Here is a 19,090-nt window from a genome sequence, read left to right as displayed (position 1 = left end):
TATTTTCTTCTTCAAGCTCTTTTAATCGTTTAACATCATTGGCTTCCATGCCACCGTACTTTGATTTCCAGTTATAATAAGTCGCACTACTGATCCCATTTTGCCGACAAATATCATCGACTTTCATACCTGAATCAGTGAGTTTTAAAATATTGACGATTTGAGTTTCAGTAAAACGCACTTTTTTCATAACGACCTCTGCAATTTTTAGGGCAGAAAATCTAATTATAGCTGTCTCATTTTAGGGGAAGTGGACAAATCCTTGCCACAAAAAAATTTAAATAGAAAGGAATCAACATGTCTGACATTTATTCTCTAGTATCTTATGGAAAATGGTGCGCTTGGAAAGATCGCTTGCAGCTTGAAAACATTAACATGCCTGGCATCTATGCAATCATTAGAACTCACGATGATTACTCCGGTAAGGATTTTTGCTGGACTGACCCTATTAGTTATATTGGTATGAGTGTTTCAAAGGGAGGGTTAGCTAATAGGCTTTATCAATTTCAAAGGTCTGTAACAGGTAATACTGGACATAGTGGTGGCAATAGCATTAAAAAAGAGTTTAATGAATCAACCATTGGATTTTACGATTTAGAGAACCAACAATGGAATGATGGCCATAAACTCTTTGTATGCATTCAGACTGTGATCATAAATCCTGAAGATAAATTCCCTGAACAGCTAATAAAAAAAGGGCATGTTGCTAATTTGGAATACCTCGCCCTATCAAAATTTGCAGCGCTAAACGGAAATGAATTACCAAAATACAATAGAGCTAACTCTAAAAATTATTTTTAAAGCACCGTCATGGGGTGTCGGGGGTCGTAGGTTCAAATCCTATCATGCCGACCAACTTTTTATAGAGAAACCAACCGGTTATGGTTGGTTTTTTTGTGTCTAAATTTTAAGCGGGGTAAAATGGGGGTAAAACTGGGGTAAAAACAATCCGTAACCCCCTATTTTATCAATCCAAATTATGTACTTTTAGATAATGAATAGAGCCGTATTACTGCGGCTTTGTTGTGATAGAAGTTAAGGTTTATTAGGCCACTTAATCTCAGGCGCGGTTGAAGTATCAACGCGATTTAATGAAATACGGTATTTTTTGACCCTGTAAATAATTCTGTGTATTTGCCTTTCATTAAATGTGACCGTCTAGGCGGTCACCGAACTCAATAATAAAACGACTCATCGCCTGTTTCCAGTTTTGGATTGGCATGCTCCATTTTTTAGAGGCCGAGTCGATAGCTAAATAAATCACTTTTTTCACTGAATCATCGGTTGGGAATACCTTGCGCTTCTTAATAGCATGACGAATAACGCTATTTAGTGATTCTATTGCATTGGTCGTGTAAATGGCTTTGCGGATATCATCAGGATAAGCGAAAAACGTATTCAAGTTTTCCCAATGAGCATACCAGCTTTTACTGATTTGAGGGTATTTTTCATCCCAAACAAGGGCGAACTTTTCAAGCGCTATCAACGCTGAGGCTTCTGTCGCAGCACGATACACGGTTTTGAGTCCTGCCGTAACCGCCTTGTAATCCTTCCATGAGACGTACTTCAGACTATTTCGCACCATATGGATGATACATAATTGGACTTGTGTTTGAGGATAAACACTATTGATGGCGTCAGGGAAGCCTTTTAGCCCATCGATACAAGCGATTAAGATATCCTGAACGCCTCGGTTTTTCAGCTCCGTTAAAACCGATAACCAAAATTTTGCGCCTTCATTTTCTGCCATCCACATCCCTAGAAGTTCTTTATGACCTTCGGTATTGATGGCTAAAGCAAGGAAAACCGATTTATTGATAACACTGCCGTCATGGCGCACTTTAACCACTATACAGTCAAGATAAACAATGGGATAGAGCGATTCTAGCGGGCGATTTTGCCACTCTTGAACTTGCTCTTTAACGGCGTCAGTGACTTTTGAAATCAGTGTGGGTGAAACGTCCGCATCGTACATTTCTTTAAATGTCGCGACAATTTCGCGTGTCGTCATACCTTTGGCGTAAAGGGAAAGGATTTGACTGTCCATCTGAGTGATACGGGTTTGATTTTTTTTAATCAACTGAGGTTCAAAACTACCTTCGCGGTCGCGTGGAGTGCTTAATTCAAACTCACCGTCATCAGTTAATAAGGTTTTTGAAGAATAGCTATTACGTGTGTTAGAGCCTGATTTAACGGCATTTTTCTCATGACCTAAATGTTCAGTAAGCTCCGCATTTAATGCTGTTTCAACGGTCAATTTTGTGAGCATACGAGTAAACTGATTAAGGTCAGCTTCGGTTTTAATTCCTTTTGCGAACTCAGCCGCAAGCGCTTTAAGTTTCTTTTCATCCATAATTGTTTGCCTACTTTTAGTTGGAGTTAACATATCAAAAGTAGGCAAATACACAATTTAAATTACAGTCTCGTAGCTTTATTTTTTTGTTAAGCAAAGCTTATTTCTACCATTCACACAACGAATATTCATCAGCATGTACTTTAACCAACGATATGCAGTTGATAATTAAAACAAAAAAAACAATAAGGTAGGTTTAACACCTTATACTTAAAACTTATCGATTACCATTATGATTAGGCTCACTAACTATACTTTATAATTCTAACTGTTTAACAAGGATTGCCGCTCTATTATAACCAATCCTAAACCGTTGTTGAAACCAGAAATAGAATCCCAACTAATTACACTACACAATCTATCGTTATAACAAACTAGTATCACACTCAACGAACGTTACTATCCAATGCCGAAGAAAACAATTGGACTCACTTCTTTCTAATCCACTTCAATTCGAATATTTTGAGAAAAAACCATTACAATGATAGTATAAGCAACATTGATACATCAAACTAAACAGTAAAAAAACAATGAAAATCAATTCATTAATAATAAAATTCACTTGCAATAAAAATCACATGGAAAGGACACTAGCGACTACTAGCTAATCATTGTAGCCCGTTTAATAAGTGAATATTAAATACGTATCAGCGACATAATGTGAGAAATCGGACTAGATTATGTTTTTGTACAAAAACACGCTATGAACACCTAAAAACGCTAGATACGCTATGTGAATTATTTAGTTACGAGCTGAATCAATCATTGTAATGTTATAAGCTACAAATCTGTCATCTAAAGGTTAAGGGACCCAAATGGCCATTAAGAAAAACGAACTATACTCCTCACTATGGGCCAGTTGCGACGAATTACGCGGTGGGATGGATGCCAGCCAGTACAAAGATTATGTACTAACCATGCTGTTCATGAAGTATGTATCTGATAAGTATAAAGGCGACCCATACGGTATGATTGTTGTGCCCCAAGGTGCCAGCTTTGATGATATGGTTGCGCTTAAAGGCGATAAAGAAATCGGCGATAAAATAAACAAAATCATCAGTGCGTTAGCCGAAGAAAACGACCTCAAAAGTGTCATTGATGTCGCCGATTTTAACGACGAAGATAAGCTAGGCAAAGGCAAAGAGATGATTGACCGCCTTTCCAAGCTGATAGGAATATTTGAAGGGCTTGATCTCTCTTCCAACCGCGCCGATGGTGACGATTTATTGGGTGATGCTTATGAGTACCTTATGCGTCACTTTGCGACTGAGTCTGGTAAGTCCAAAGGTCAGTTTTATACCCCGTCCGAAGTTTCGCGTATTCTTTCGAAAGTGATTGGTATTGATAGTAATACCCCACAAGACGCTACCGTTTATGACCCAACTTGCGGTTCAGGTTCCTTATTATTAAAAGCGAGTGATGAAGCACCGCGTGGCTTGAGTATTTTTGGCCAAGAAATGGATAACGCCACCAGCGCCTTGGCTCGTATGAACATGATCTTACACAACAATGCCACCGCAAAAATTTGGAAAGGCAACACCATTTCAGATCCGCAGTGGAAAGAAGCCAACGGGCAACTGAAAACGTTCGATTTTGCTGTCGCTAACCCCCCCTTCTCCAATAAAAACTGGACTAACGGCATTAATCCTCAAGAGGATGAATTTGATCGCTTTAGCTGGGGAATTCCCCCCGAAAAAAATGGTGACTACACCTTCTTGTTGCATATTATCAAAAGCTTAAAGAGTACAGGTAAAGGCGCAGTCATTCTGCCCCACGGTGTGTTATTCCGAGGCAACGCCGAAGCACGTATTCGTGAAAACCTGATTAAGCAAGGCTATATCAAAGGAATTATCGGTTTACCTGCCAACCTGTTCTACGGCACGGGTATTCCTGCCTGTATTATCGTGATCGATAAAGAACACGCACAGGCGAGGAAAAGTATTTTTATGGTCGATGCCAGCAAAGGCTTTATCAAAGATGGCAATAAAAACCGCCTACGTAGTCAGGATATTTATAAAATTGTTGAAGTATTTACCAAGCAATTGGAGCAACCTCGCTTTAGCCGGATGGTGCCATTAAGCGAAATAGCGGCTAATGACTACAACCTGAATATTCCACGTTATATTGATTCCAGTGAAGCAGAAGACTTGCATGACCTCAGTGCCCATCTGCAAGGTGGTATTCCCAACCGTGATATCGATGCCTTAGAACGCTACTGGCAGATATTCCCGAGTATTCGCGCGACCTTATTCAAACCAGCACGTGAAGGTTATAGTGAAGCTTTGATTAACGCCTCTGAAGTGAAAAACACCATTCTAAACCACGATGAATTTAAACAGTTTGCGACGAATAGCTTGCAGCATTATCACGTTTGGGCTCGCGATGCTGCGTTAACTGAGATTGGCGTAGGTGATCAACCTAAAGCGTTAATCGCTGAAATTGGTGAAAGCTTGTTGCAAAGCTATTCACAAACACCGTTACTGAGCAAATACGATATCTACCAGATCCTGATGGATTACTGGAATGATACGATGCAAGACGATGTGTACGTACTGGTACAAGATGGTTGGTCAGCGGGTAAGGTATTGCGTGAATTAGAAGTGAAAAAAGGTGAAAAGCTGAGAGAAACGCCTGACTTAGTAATTGGTAAAACGAAGTATAAAGCTGAGTTGCTCCCCCCCGCTCTTATCGTGGCACGCTATTTTGCAGATGAACAAACCACAATCGATACCTTACAAAGCGAGCTCGATAGTGCCAGCCAAGCGCTAGAGACCTATATTGAGGAAAATAGCGGTGACGAGGGCCTACTTAATGATGCCTTGAATGATAAAGACAAGGTCACCAAAGCAACAGTCACGGCACGTTTGAAAGTTGCCACTGACCCCGATGAAAAATCGGCATTGAAGCAAGCCAAAAAGCTGTTTGATAATGAAGCTGATGCTAAAAAAGTGCTGAAAGAATCCCAAGATGCCCTCGATTTAGCGGTATTTAAGCAATACCCGAAACTGAGTATCGACGAAATCAAAAACTTGATTGTGGATGATAAATGGCTAGCGACGTTGCAAGGCAATATCGAAGCAGAAATTGAGCGCGTGACTCAACAATTAGCCAATCGCGTTAAAGAGTTAGAAGAACGTTACAGTGAGCCATTACCGGATATTAGTGAATCGGTAGAAAGTCTGAGTGAGAAAGTCGCAGGCCATTTAAAATCCATGGGTTTGGAGTGGTCACTATGAGCGTTGAAGTAACAGAAACGGGTTTAAATCTTATTCCTGCTGGCTATAAGCAGACGGAAGTTGGGGTGATCCCTGAGGATTGGGAAGTTAAACAATTAAAAGATATTTTTACCTTAAAAAACGGATTCTCGTTTAAAGGCGAATTTTTCTCAAATAAAGGCCCAATAGTCTTAACCCCAGGAAACTTTAAATTAGAAGGTGGATTATATTTCGAAACTCGAAATATAAAGCGATATATAGCAAGCTACCCTAAAGGCTATGAGTTTAAAAAAGGGGACTTAGTTGTAGTAATGACAGACCTTACTCCTGATTGTAACATACTAGGTAAACCAGCCTTTATCGAGCTAGAAGAACAAGTTCTCCACAACCAACGAATAGGAAAAATTACTCAACTTGCAAAAAACTGGGAAAGTAGGTTCCTATATTACACACTGTTGTCTCCCGTATATCTTTCCAAAATTAAGAATGCAGCTACGGGTTCGACTGTAAGGCATACTTCTCCGGGAACAATTGCATCTTCATGGGTTCCTGAGCCGCAAAAAAAAGAACAAACCACCATAGCCAATGCACTATCCGATGTTGATGCGCTGATTAGTGAATTAGAAAAACTGATCGCCAAAAAACAAGCTATCAAAACCGCCACTATGCAACAACTCCTCACAGGCCGTACTCGTCTACCACAGTTCGCACTACGTGAAGATGGTTCGAAAAAAAGTACTAAGCAAAGTGAGTTGGGTGAGATTCCTGAAGATTGGGAAGTTGCACCTTTCGGTAATACTTTGGCTATACGGCATGGTAAAAATCAGAAAGCTGTTGAAAACCCAAACGGCACCGTACCGATATTTGCAACAGGTGGGCAAATTGGCTGGGCAGATCAATATCTTTGGAATAAGCCATCCGTTTTGATTGGTCGTAAAGGAACTATCGATAAGCCTAGGTATTCAGACAATCCATTTTGGACCGTTGATACTCTTTTCTATTCTGAAATTAAAGATTGTGCCAATCCAAAATTCATTTTTTATAAGTTTTGTATGATTGACTGGATGCAATACAACGAGGCCTCAGGTGTTCCTAGCTTAAATGCCAGCACTATTGAGAATGTTTTAACATCATTGCCGCTAAAAAAAGAACAAACCGCCATCGCCTCTATCCTTTCCGATATGGATGAAGAAATTCAATCGTTGAAACAACGCCTTAGCAAAACTCGCCAAATTAAACAAGGCATGATGCAAGAGCTGCTGACGGGTAAGACGAGATTAGTATAAGTAAAATTTACTATATTCATTATCAACTTCCTGAGCTTAGTTTTAGGAAGTTGATGAACAACAAAATAAAAAAATTTAATTAAGGGCTGTGGATGGATTCTGCTATAGAGAAGTACTCATTAGATATTCAAATGGGGACTAAATGTCAAAATCATTAAAAAACTCAATATTAACAGTAAACCAATTAGTACAACTAAAAGCGCTGGAGATCCCTCCTTACCAACGTCCATATAAATGGACTACTCGTAATATCCATCAGTTATTTCAAGATATTCAACGTCATTCGATGAAGAAGGCTTATCGACTTGGAACTGTAGTATTTCATTTAGACGATGATGGATGCCTCAATATTGTAGACGGCCAACAACGAACGCTGACGCTTATTTTGACTATTTATGCCCTGATTCAACAGCGTTTAGACAAACTTGAACGGCAAAACCTTTTTGATCAACTCGTATCATTAGTAACACCTATTAAAAATTTTATTGAGTCGCAGCACTTTGAAAACGATATTAGCCAGCGAAATTTGCATCAAAACTATCAAGAAATAAAACGATTAGTTAGTCGTACTGATTTTACTGAGGAACATATCAACTTTTTATTAAATCGTTGTGAAGTGGTGACGTTTACACTTACTAGTATTTCTGAAGCCTTCCAGTTTTTTGACTCTCAAAATGCTCGAGGGCGTGATTTAGAGCCTCATGATTTACTTAAAGCTTATCATTTACGAGAATTTAGTACGCAAGAACAAGAACTAAAAGAACCCACTGTTGCTGGTTGGGAGTCTTTAGAGAGTAATGAACTCACCAGTCTATTTGCGGAATATTTGTATCGTATTAGGTGTTGGACTTTGGGGCATTCAGCACGTTATTTTGGTAAAAACGAAGTAGGACTTTTTAAAGGTGTCAACATTGATCAAGTTGCACATTTTCCATATGTCGAATCGCTACGTATTGCACATCATTATGTAGACGACTATAACAGCCAGTATCACCGGAAAATAGATGGCCAAAAGAAAGAATTTCCTTTCCATTTAGATCAAATGATCATCAATGGCCGCCGATTTTTTGAAATGGTAAACCACTATCAACAACAAATAAAATCTATCTCTAACGCTGAGAGTAGCAAATCATCACAGTTTATGGATGTTGAGCTGTCTGAGCAAGCCAACGACATTTTCTCTGTTTTACATACTTATCCTAATCGCCACCGTACGGGTGATAAGTACGTAAGAGCTATATTTGATTGTGGCCTTATTTTTTACATTGATAAGTTTGGTACTGCGGAACTTTCAAATGCGATTGAGAAAATCTTCATTTGGTCGTATCAATTGCGTATTAAGCAACAAGTTGTACAGTTAGCAACCATGGATAATCATGTCTTAAATCATAACCTCTTTAGGTTGATCAAAGATGCTATTTTACCGTCTGATGTCCTTGCTATTTCATTACCAACATTAACCGACGCTGATAATAAGAATAATAATCGCCCAAAAAAGAATGCTGCGAAAGATCCATTGGTCAAACTATTTAAAAGGATGAATTATTATGAATAATGACATTGTGGAGTTTTCAATCAAACAATTGTTAAGCGATGGCAAGGTTTATGTTGTACCTATGTACCAACGTAATTATGCTTGGAGTGAAGGTGAAATAAATCAATTAATACAGGATATTGTTGATTATTCTCAAAAAAAACATGAGCGATACTACATAGGAACATTAGTTGTTTATCAGCGCAATGATGGTGATTTAGAAGTCATTGATGGTCAACAGCGCTTTACTACTTTATCTTTATTAGCTATTTACCTTAAAAACTTGTGTGCATCAGAGAGTCAATTGGTAAAACGGCTGAACATGAATTGGTATAAACAAATTAATATAAGTTTTGAAAGTCGCCCTAAATCTACAGCAACATTTGATGCTCTTAATGAACGCGTAGCACGACATCACTTAAATGATGAAAAATATAATGAAGGTATCATTAATGGCTATACTCTCATTGCTAAAGCATTAGACCATTTGGAGATCGATCTAACGAGCTTTGCTCAGTACCTTTTCAATAATGTTCAAATTATACGTGTGGCAGTCCCCCAAGACACTGATCTCAACCATTACTTCGAAGCAATGAACAATCGCGGTGAACAGCTTGAAAAGCATGAAATTTTAAAAGCAAAAATGATGTCGGCTCTTGAAAAGATTAATAACGAAGATGAGCAAGAACAGAGTATCAAGGTGTTACATAAAGTATGGGAAGCTTGTGCAAATATGGAGCGTTATGTTCAGTACGGCTTTTCACCAACTGAACGGCATATTCTTTTTGGCGAAAATGATTGGGGGATGTTTAAGGTCTCCTCTTTTAAAAAACTTGCTGATTGTCTTGATGACCAAAATTCGAATAATCACACCCTTTCAATATCCAAGATTATTGCGAATGAATCTCACGAGTTTAATTATATAATAGAGGGTCAGCAGGATACTAAAGATAATGTACCCGACCGTTTCAATAGTGTAATTAACTTCTCTAATTTTCTATTACATGTTCTTAAAATTTATACCGAAGAAGATGTATCACTTGATGATAAACAGCTAATCGAACAATTTGATCTGTATCTATTCAATACTACCGCTCCGACTAAAAAAGTTAAGAAATTTATATTTGCCTTATTGCGATGTAAGTATTTATTCGACCAATTTATTATTAAACGTGAGTATAGTCAGAGTAAAGATGCCTGGAGCTTGAAAAAACTGAAGTGGTATTCGAAAAAGAGTGCCAGTTTTATAAATAGTTTTGACGACCATGAAGATGGGTTTGACAGTATAAATAGACAGATTTTGATGCTGTTATCGGCTTTCCATGTATCAACACCGACCTTAGTTTATAAGCACTGGCTCAATGCTGCTTTGTATTATCTTTTTTACAAAGAAAAGATTGAGGCACAATCATATCTAGAGTATCTGACAAATATTGCTAAACGATTTGTATTCGACCGTTTTTTAGCAATTGGAGAAGGCGAATCATATTACGAGATGATTTTCGAGACAAAATATGATTACGCTCCAACTAAATTAAAAGCGAAACATATTGATACGGATAAACTTTTGTTTGGCCATATAGAAAATAACTTTGTATTTAACTACTTAGATTATCTATTGTGGCTACAGGGTAAAGGTGAGAGTCCTCTTGTCAAAGAATTCGAATTTACTTTCCGAAGTTCAGTTGAACATTTCTACCCGCAGCACCCAATGGATAAGCATCCCGTTCTAGGTGAAACTAATCTACATAAATTTGGCAATCTTTGTTTAATAAGTCATAGCAAAAACTCTCGATTAAGCAATTTTCCACCTAAAGCGAAGTTAGCGCACTTCTCCGCTGCAATTCAAAGTAATTCAATAGATAGCTTAAAATTATACGAAATGATTAAGCTTACCCAAGCTGATGATGAGTGGGATGTTCAACAAATCAATCAGCATGGTAAAGACATGCTAAAACGCCTTCTTTCTTCAACCAGTTAGCTTAAAGAAAAATAGATTAGGAAAATTATTATGAGCAACGTAGGTCAGCGCGAACGCATCACCCAAAATCGTATCGTTCAGTTTTTTCAAACTGACTTAGGTTATCGCTACTTAGGTGATTGGCAAGATCGAGCAAATAATAAGAATATTGAAGTTGAAATCCTTGTTGATTGGTTAACAAAGCGTGGCGTAAGTGAGGCGTTGATCAATCGCACAATTCGCCAGCTAGATGCAGCCGCTGCGCTGGGTGAAGGGAAGAAACTCTATTACGCCAACAAAGAGGTTTATCGCTTATTACGTTACGGTGTGAAAGATAAAGAAGGTGCTGGCCACCAAAATGAAACCGTTTGGTTGATTGATTGGAATAACCCCGAAGCCAATGACTTTGCGATTGCAGAAGAAGTCTCGATTAAAGGTGAAAATAAAAAACGCCCAGATATCGTGTTGTATGTAAACGGTATTGCGCTGGGTGTGATAGAGCTTAAACGCTCGTCTGTCTCTGTTTCTGAAGGTATTCGCCAAAATCTGGATAACCAAAAGAAAGATTTTATTCGTAATTTCTTCACCACGATGCAATTGGTGATGGCGGGCAATGATACTCAGGGGCTACGTTACGGCACAATTGAAACACCCGAAAAATTTTATCTTGAGTGGAAGGAACCGCTTGAAAATAATTATGACTATAAACTCGATTTTCACCTAAGCCGTGTATGTAATAAGGCGCGCTTTTTACAAATTATCCATGATTTTATTGTCTTTGATGCGGGAACAAAGAAAACCTGTCGTCACAACCAGTTTTTCGGTGTTGAAGCGGCTAAGCATCATATCGCAAAGCGTGAGGGAGGCATAATCTGGCATACCCAAGGTTCAGGTAAAAGCTTAACGATGGTGTGGTTAGCTAAATGGATACGGGAAAATGTCACTGATGCTCGCGTGCTGATTGTGACTGACCGAACTGAACTTGACGAACAGATTGAAAAAGTGTTTACAGGTGTTGACGAAGAAATTTACCGCACCAAAAGTGGTGCAGATCTTGTGGTTACATTAAATCAACCTAACCCTTGGTTGATCTGCTCATTAGTGCATAAATTTGGGCGGCAATCTGATTCTGAAAGTGATGCTGCGACTGATGAATTTATTGAGGAACTGAAAAAATCATTACCATCGAGTTTCATCGCTAAAGGGACACTGTTTGTCTTTGTCGATGAGTGCCATCGTACTCAATCTGGTAAGTTGCACGACGCAATGAAGACCATTTTACCTGAAGCCATGTTTGTCGGTTTCACGGGGACTCCCCTGATGAAGAAAGACAAAAAGAAATCAGTTGAAGTCTTTGGCCCTTATATTCATACCTATAAATTTGATGAGGCTGTAGCTGATGGTGTGGTTTTGGATTTACGCTATGAAGCAAGAGATATAGATCAACACATATATTCCCCAGAAAAAGTCGATGAATGGTTCAATATAAGCACTCAAGGAATGTCTCGCCTCGCAAAATCTCAATTAAAACAAAAATGGGGCACGATGCAAAAAGTGCTTTCGAGTAAATCTCGCTTAGAGAAAATTGTTGCCGATATTTGGTTAGATTTTAAACGTAAAACTCGCTTAATGGATGGGCGAGGTAATGCGCTCCTAGTATGTTCTAGCGTATATCAAGCCTGTAAAGTTTATGAAATGTTTAGCCAGACCGATCTGACTGGTAAGGTTGCTATTATCACCAGTTTTCAGCCGACACCTGCAAGCATTAAGGGCGAAGAAACTGGTGAAGGCGCCACAGAAAAACTCTTTAAATACAAAACTTACCGTAAAATGTTATCAGACTACTTCGAACTACCTGAAGAGAAAGTCGCTAATAAGGTAGAAGATTTTGAAACAGAAGTTAAAAAACGTTTCGTTGATGAACCTGGGCAAATGCGCCTGCTAATTGTGGTAGATAAATTGTTAACTGGCTTTGATGCGCCTTCTGCCACTTATTTGTATATTGATAAGCAAATGGCAGATCATAGCCTGTTTCAGGCAATTTGCCGCGTCAACCGTCTAGATGGTGATGATAAAGAATACGGTTATATCATCGACTACAAAGATTTGTTCCGCTCTTTAGATAAAGCGATTTCTGATTATACCCAAGGCGCTTTTGAGGGTTATGACAAGGAAGATGTAGCGGGTTTACTCAAAGACCGATTAGAGCAAGCGCGACTCGATTTGGATAGTGCGCTGGAAATGGTTAGAGCATTATGTGAACCGGTAAAAGCACCACGAAATACAGAGGATTATATACATTATTTTTGTGGCGAATCCGGCTTAAATCAAGATGAGTTAACCGAGAAAGAGGCACTACGTTTAACCTTATACCAGGGCGTTGCCAAGTTACTGCGGGCATTCGCAAATATCGCCAACGAAATGCCTGATGCAGGATATTCTGCTCATGATGTTGACTCAATTAGGTCTGAAGTTTGCCACTATGAAAAAGTTCGCGATGAAGTGAAGCTTGCAAGTGGTGATCTCGTCGAAATGAAGCGCTTTGAGCCTGCGATGCGTCATCTGCTGGATATGTATATTCGTGCCGATGATAGTGAAGTCCTTATGGACTTTGAAGAGCTCGGCTTGATTGAATTAATCGTCGAAAAAGGCGTCAGTGCTGTCGATGTCCTGCCCGAGGATCTCCGTAAAAATCCGGGAGCAATGGCTGAGACCATTGAAAATAACGTTCGAAAAATTATTGTCGATGAAAATCCAGTTAACCCTAAATACTATGAACAGATGTCAGTGTTACTGAATGAACTGATCGAACTTCGTCGACAAAAGGCCATTGAATATCAAGATTACCTCGAGAAAATTCGTGAACTCGCTGCTAAAGTGGTACGCCCTGAGCGAACAGCATCTAATTACCCTGCATCAATGGATACTAATCCCAAACGTGCTTTTTATGATAACTTTGGCAAAGATGAATTGCTTGCCACCAAAATTGATAGTGCAATTCGTTATACGAAGAAGGCGGACTGGGTTGGAGATCGTTTTAAAGAACGGGAAATTGCCAACGCCATTCGAGAGGAAACAGCTGATTATGAATTGGATATTCAGGCTGTAATGGAACTCGCTAAAGCGCAAAAAGAGTATCAATGATGACGATGATTGAAATTGGTTCAATTGCAATACAGTTGAATCGTAAAGCAATCAAAAACTTACATATCAGCGTCTTACCGCCAGATGGCCGTGTACGTGTGTCTGCTCCTGTATCTATGACAGAAACGGCTATTCGTATGGCGGTGATCCGTCGTATCCCTTGGATTAAACAGCAGCAGAATAATTTCATAAAACAACCCCGCCAATCAGAACGAGAAATGGTCAGTGGCGAATGCCATTACTTGTGGGGTCGACGCTATCGTCTCAATGTTGTGTCACATGTAGGAAAGCATGAAGCCAAATTAGGCCGTGGACGATTACATTTGTATGTTAGCCATACTGCAACTACTGAGCAAAAGGCTTTAGTTCTCACTGAATACTACCGTGAAACACTTAAAAAGCGAATAGCTGACTTATTACCTATTTGGGAAAGCAAAATAGGTGTCACTGTCGACGCTTGGGGCGTGAGAAAAATGAAAACCAAATGGGGCAGCTGCAATACGCAAGCAAAACGTATTTGGTTAAACTTAGAACTCGCCAAAAAACCACCAGAATGTTTAGAATACATCCTAGTTCATGAGTTAGTTCACCTACTTGAACGTAAGCATAATGAACGATTTAAAGCCTATATGGATAAGCTACTTCCTGATTGGCAAGAACGCAAAGACTTGCTGAATAAAGCACCGTTGGCTTACAGCCATTGGTTATACTAACTTTAGCCCTCATAGAGAACTCAACTAATCTTAACCATTACGTTAAATAATAATTTAATTAAAATGCGTTATTTTCTAACAAATTGAAGGTATGGTGAACATCAAATGAATAAGTTGATTAAGGCGCTCACCATACCTTAGCAAAAAAGCCACAACTTGAAGCCTGATGAGTATAACTCTAATGTGGCACTATTCGCTGTTCAATATTATTTCGCAAGCCACTCGATTAAGCTCAACAAATTCATCCCATGTATATAGATTGGCATAGTTAAGTGCATACTGTTTATCCACTCTACATATATCAGGCCGCTCATGATAAATAGTGCATAGCAAATTCGTTTCATTATAGTGCTTACAGATACCATCACCACGATCTAGAAACTGAGTTTCCTCTGCGCGGTCTACATGGCGGCAGCAAGCACCACATTTATCACAAGGAAAGCTATGTTCAAGCGTTAGCGTCATAAGGAATCTAACCATTTATCGAATGAATCTTCATTATCGACATCATAAGGCAATGCTATATTATTTCGCTTGATTTCCTGATCAAGGATAATTTTACGTTCATATTCTGAATTCGTCGCTTGTAATCCATTCACAAATAATTGCATTTCAACGACATCAAAATTAAATTCTAATTGTGACAATTCAACTAGATATTGATCTAAAGCTAAATTAACCTGTTGATAATACTGCAATGTTAGCTCAAATTTATCACGAAATTTATTTAAAAAACGCCAGACCTTATTCATTAGTTCGCTATGTTCTAAAAAATAACACATCGCTAATGTAATTAATCCCGAAACCAATGCTCCTATAAACATAGAGACTTCATTTCCAAAAGGAAATGTTAATACACCATTTAGCCATGTTGTCAGAGCTGATCCTAATATGACCGATATGCTTACTGAGATGATTTTTATTGCTGATTTTAATAAATCACCCAACGCCAAATTTTCTGGATTAAAAAACAGTAACTTAATTGCAGAAACTAAACTATTCCAAGATTCACGGATTAATTTACCCACCAGTTTTGTTGAGGTGAAAAATATATTTAATAAAGTATTAGTGACGCTGGCTAATAAACCACCAAATAAACCATTTTTAAATTCCGTAAAAAAATCTTTAAAACGAACTTTCAATTTTTCCCAAATGTTAGTAACTACATTTCCCAAATCTTCTAAAAAAACCTTGAATTTAAAATTTGATTTGTGGCTATTGACCAATTTTGGGATAGCATCTTTTAATTCAAACCAAAGCTCTGCAAATACAATCCCTAGCATCTGCCTAGCCCCCATTCTGATGCCTGTATTGACAGCAGACAAGGCAGTATTAGCAAAAAATTTACTGCTACTATAATACTGACTGCTAACCTCAGCGTCATATTGCTTTCTAGCTGATTCATCGACAGCCTTCATCGCATCAAAATTGGCCTTTTCTTTATTCTTCAGTGTTTTTAATTTTTTTAATTCAACATCGGTCAACTGACCTTTATTTTCTAATACACTTATTTCGGCTTTCACTTGAGTTTGCTGAGACTGCATACGCAAAATAAAATCAGCCATTTTGCTGGCTTTTTTCGATTTATTTATTGTTTCATTAGTAAATGTTAAATTAGAATCGCGATTAGCTAAATCAGCACCATTAAGCTCTGCTAAAACACGAGCCGGGTCATTATGTACTTCATAAGCAGCGATAATATGGTCAAGGTTAGTCGCATCATGTTGACTAAATGTCTCGCCGGTATAAGCGTCCTTTAGCTCCCCTGCAAGCTTTTTTTGCTTTCCCTGCCTATTTGTTTCTATGTAATTTTGATGGCTATGATATTCATGAGAATCATATTCTCCACGATTTTCATAGCGTTCTTGCTCTGCCTCTGTTGCCCAAATATTCTGTCTAACATTATGTATGGTATCAACATCACCGCCTTTTTTATCCTTTAATAATAAAAAATCCAGACCAAAGGAGGTGACTAGACTTTGAACAATTGTATCGTTAATTTCTTTCTGCCAATTATAATTTGACTGTTGCATATACCTTACCTATAAAGTAGCCGCCTAACACGGCTACCTATGATTTACTACGCGCCATCAATATGAAGCATTAAGAGAGAGTGAAACGTTCTGTTTCATCTAACTGCTTATCCAGACTATCCTGATTTAGTACTTTCAATCCATTGCTATCAGTTTCAATTTCAATGACTCCATCAACAATAGTCGCTTCATTATTTTCATTCAACTTTGGTTTAAATAATGGAGTTGTTATTAAATTGGTCATAATTGACGCAAGGCTATAACCATTTTTCATGATAAGTTTCAAGTCATCCGTAATAACTTTACTATTTGGCTGTCCTGATGCTTTAGCACGTTCAATAAGTTCATTTGCTTCAATCAGTTTAGATAAATAAGGTTGGAATATTTCAAATTGAGCTTCCAAGACTTGATAAATAGCAACAACATATTCTTTGGTTTTGGTTAAATTTTCTTTAGCGAGTGTCATTTTATGGACTGCATCATGCACTTCAGAGCGAATTTTTTGTGCATTCTCTAATGCTTTCTCAGCATGAGAATTATAAGCCCAACCTGCAATTGCCAGAATAGGTGCAACAACAGCTCCGCCTAAGACCATTGCACCGCCAGCCATGCCCCATCCCCCAGCAGCCAATGAACCTCCACCAATAGCAGCCATTGTTGCATTATACGCTGCTGCGCCAGATAGTGCTGCAATTGGTGTACCGGTAGAAGCCGCAGCAAATGCCATGACGCCACCATAGACAGCAAAGCCAGCTGCTGCACTTGATGCACCAGCACCAACTACTGTTCCAAGATACTCTGTCGCTGAAATCGCTAAACTTTGAATTTTATCAATTTCATGTTGAGGAATAGAAACCGTGATATCTTGACCTGACTCACCAAGCTTTTTTAAAATAGCTTGAGCTATCGTGTTGAATTTATTGAAACTATCACCAATATTTAATTCCAATGTACCAAGCTTTTCTAATTCAGATGTTGTGCTGACATTAATATCTTCTAGTACTTCTTTATTTTCATCGTAACGATGTTGTGCTTTCTCTAAAATTTCATCAGCCTCTGACTTAGTTTGATAACCGTCATATGCTTTTTTTCCGCCAAATGCAGCTGCTGCAATAGCCGCTCCAGCGATAATAAATGGTATAGCCATAGTACCCTCTTGATTTTTGATAACATTAAAATAATCAACTATAAATGTTTAATATAGTCGTGTAGGTTTCGTTCAAATTTTAACTTTAACCATTCTGGTTCTAATATTTTAATATTAGGGAGCCAGTACTGAATTAAAGGTAAAATTTGTTTATCACTCATTGCCACACATGAAATAATTAAATGATTTTCATTCTCTTCAATAATAGATTGCCCTGGGAAAACATCTCTCCTTTTAAAATACACTGCTATCGAAGGTGAAATTTCTACTCGAACATTAAAATAGCTACTTGTCGTCCATGGGTTTTGACTATTTAATAACATATCAACAACATTACTATCAAATTCAAATGATTCTTTGCTTACATCTAACCATTCAATCCGATTTAATGAAAATGACTTCAATTGATTATCTTCTGTCGCCTTCAAATACCAAATCGTATTATGACAAACTAGTTTATAGGGATTTAAAATACGATTCTTTCCTTTATAAAGAATTTTACATTTTCTTTTATTATCAATTGAATATGTTATTTTTTCGTAATATTTACTGAGATAGTTTTTAACTTTGTACTCAATACCATTAAACTTAATAAGAACACTTTTACTTTGAATTGTTTGTGGAATACTTCTCAAAAATGATTGATTAAAATCAGGAAAATATTTATCTATTCCAAAAAAAGAAATCATTTTGTAATATTCGACAACCATTGAAAACCCATATTTCGAGTTTCCTTTATGCTCAATAATTAAGCTTAGTGAATTTAAATCTCTATAAATCGTCCTCTCACTAACGTTAAAACGAGATGCTAATTCAAATTTATTTACTTCACCATAAAGATATGTATCAAGAATGATCGTGGCTAGTCTGACTCCCTGATTTTTTTTGTAATCATCCATGTTTATCTCACGTAAATTTAAGTTAAGAATAATTATCCATAGAATAACAAATCAAGTGACAAATGGCGTCAGTACCAAACAAATTTACTAATAGGATAAATCTTATTTTTAATAATTGTACATTTCTTGATTAGTTTAAGGTCTGTTTAATTCGCAGCTATAATTAACCATCTAGTAGGTTAAACACATATATGGTTCATTCGTTGGCTAATAAGCGACAGGTTCCAATACTATATATCAAATATAGGCTCTCGAAGGTCGAGAGTAAATCTAGTCAAATTAACAATGCCACTTCAGACTTTCTTAGCCCAGCATTTAAAATCAAAACTAGGAGGAAAAAACGGGTAATTAACAATATATGCGACAATAGGGCCTGTTTTTGTTGTAACCCATGCCATTCCTGTATTTTCTTTGGTTTTCGATTTTGGATCACTAATGCAAAGTAATTTCCAACGACCCATATAGGCTTCTTTTATCCATATACCATGATCACATCAACTAAACCGGCTAGTACTAGGGCCCGGCGATGTGATTTCATATTCAGTTTGGTAGCGAATGGTTTTGGTTGTTAGTAAGTACGCCAACACATCAAACGCAGGCATGATTAATACAAGAGTCATAAATCCAGACTGAAGAAAGTTTTTAAATGCGTACTTGAGTGGGCGGCGTAAAATGCTCCAAACTCCACCAATTACACTTACAATAGCAGCAAACGTAATAGAAATAGTCCATTCAGGGAACCATTCAAACATGACAGTTCTATGGCCTAATATTAGTGACCAATACATGAATGCTATCCAGATTGT

The 19,090-nt window shown here is 37.9% G+C and carries 14 protein-coding genes, 1 tRNA gene and 1 pseudogene; 7 read left to right on the top strand and 9 right to left on the bottom strand.

Annotated features, from left to right (window positions below):
• On the bottom strand, positions 1–190 hold a 190-nt coding region (locus OOA_RS01980), incomplete at its 3' end, for an IS3 family transposase (RefSeq protein WP_008910447.1).
• A 506-nt stretch (positions 191–696) separates the two neighbouring features.
• Here OOA_RS01980 and OOA_RS20405 point away from each other — a divergent pair.
• Positions 697–855: transfer RNA gene (locus OOA_RS20405), tRNA-Pro, on the top strand.
• A gap of 180 nt (positions 856–1,035) precedes the next feature.
• Here the strand turns inward: OOA_RS20405 and OOA_RS20815 are convergent.
• Together OOA_RS20815 and OOA_RS01970 are read right to left on the bottom strand one after the other, a co-directional pair.
• Positions 1,036–1,122, bottom strand: coding sequence for a tail fiber assembly protein (locus OOA_RS20815; RefSeq protein WP_269078034.1), 87 nt, complete (start codon positions 1,120–1,122; stop codon positions 1,036–1,038).
• Positions 1,123–1,144: 22 nt separating this feature from the next.
• Positions 1,145–2,353, bottom strand: coding sequence for an IS256 family transposase (locus OOA_RS01970; protein ID WP_008910445.1), 1,209 nt, complete (start codon positions 2,351–2,353; stop codon positions 1,145–1,147).
• 815 nt (positions 2,354–3,168) lie between these two features.
• Here OOA_RS01970 and OOA_RS01965 point away from each other — a divergent pair.
• From OOA_RS01965 to OOA_RS01940, 6 genes are all read left to right on the top strand, one after another.
• Positions 3,169–5,589: a type I restriction-modification system subunit M gene (locus OOA_RS01965; protein ID WP_008910444.1), complete on the top strand. Its 2,421-nt coding sequence runs from the start codon at positions 3,169–3,171 to the stop codon at positions 5,587–5,589.
• The gene (locus OOA_RS19710; protein WP_008910443.1) at positions 5,586–6,854 is read left to right on the top strand and encodes a restriction endonuclease subunit S; all 1,269 of its coding nucleotides are present in this window, start codon (positions 5,586–5,588) and stop codon (positions 6,852–6,854) included. Before OOA_RS01965 ends, OOA_RS19710 begins: the two co-directional genes overlap by 4 nt.
• A gap of 142 nt (positions 6,855–6,996) precedes the next feature.
• Positions 6,997–8,409 carry a DUF262 domain-containing protein gene (locus OOA_RS01955; protein ID WP_008910442.1) on the top strand — a complete coding sequence of 471 codons (1,413 nt, stop codon included), beginning with the start codon at positions 6,997–6,999 and terminating at the stop codon, positions 8,407–8,409.
• Positions 8,402–10,369: a GmrSD restriction endonuclease domain-containing protein gene (locus tag OOA_RS01950; RefSeq protein ID WP_008910441.1), complete on the top strand. Its 1,968-nt coding sequence runs from the start codon at positions 8,402–8,404 to the stop codon at positions 10,367–10,369. Before OOA_RS01955 ends, OOA_RS01950 begins: the two co-directional genes overlap by 8 nt.
• Positions 10,370–10,399: 30 nt before the next feature.
• Complete coding sequence (locus tag OOA_RS01945) at positions 10,400–13,492, top strand: type I restriction endonuclease subunit R (RefSeq protein ID WP_008910440.1); 3,093 nt, start codon at positions 10,400–10,402, stop codon at positions 13,490–13,492.
• Entirely contained in the window at positions 13,492–14,205 is a 714-nt protein-coding gene (locus OOA_RS01940; RefSeq protein WP_008910439.1) for a M48 family metallopeptidase, read from the top strand. The genes OOA_RS01945 and OOA_RS01940 overlap by 1 nt, the downstream gene beginning before the upstream one ends.
• 189 nt (positions 14,206–14,394) lie before the next feature.
• Here the strand turns inward: OOA_RS01940 and OOA_RS01935 are convergent, their stop codons facing one another.
• From OOA_RS01935 to OOA_RS21175, 6 genes and pseudogenes are all read right to left on the bottom strand, one after another.
• Entirely contained in the window at positions 14,395–14,670 is a 276-nt protein-coding gene (locus OOA_RS01935; RefSeq protein ID WP_008910438.1) for a YkgJ family cysteine cluster protein, read from the bottom strand.
• Positions 14,667–16,238, bottom strand: coding sequence for a hypothetical protein (locus OOA_RS01930; protein WP_008910437.1), 1,572 nt, complete (start codon positions 16,236–16,238; stop codon positions 14,667–14,669). Before OOA_RS01930 ends, OOA_RS01935 begins: the two co-directional genes overlap by 4 nt.
• Positions 16,239–16,308: 70 nt before the next feature.
• On the bottom strand, positions 16,309–17,385 hold the full coding sequence (locus tag OOA_RS01925) for a hypothetical protein (protein WP_008910436.1): 1,077 nt from the start codon (positions 17,383–17,385) through the stop codon (positions 16,309–16,311).
• Positions 17,386–17,423: 38 nt separating this feature from the next.
• Positions 17,424–18,284 (bottom strand): helix-turn-helix transcriptional regulator, encoded by an 861-nt coding sequence (locus tag OOA_RS01920; protein ID WP_008910435.1) that lies wholly within the window; start codon positions 18,282–18,284, stop codon positions 17,424–17,426.
• Between the two features lie 293 nt (positions 18,285–18,577).
• Positions 18,578–18,745, bottom strand: coding sequence for a hypothetical protein (locus OOA_RS21180; RefSeq protein ID WP_008910434.1), 168 nt, complete (start codon positions 18,743–18,745; stop codon positions 18,578–18,580).
• Between the two features lie 33 nt (positions 18,746–18,778).
• Positions 18,779–19,090, bottom strand: a pseudogene (locus OOA_RS21175) (hypothetical protein); the annotation flags it as partial.

This window comes from Providencia burhodogranariea DSM 19968 (assembly GCF_000314855.2).
GTDB lineage: Bacteria > Pseudomonadota > Gammaproteobacteria > Enterobacterales > Enterobacteriaceae > Providencia > Providencia burhodogranariea.
The sequence above is the reverse complement of the archived record's forward strand: the minus strand, read 5'-3'. Positions and strand labels throughout refer to the sequence as shown.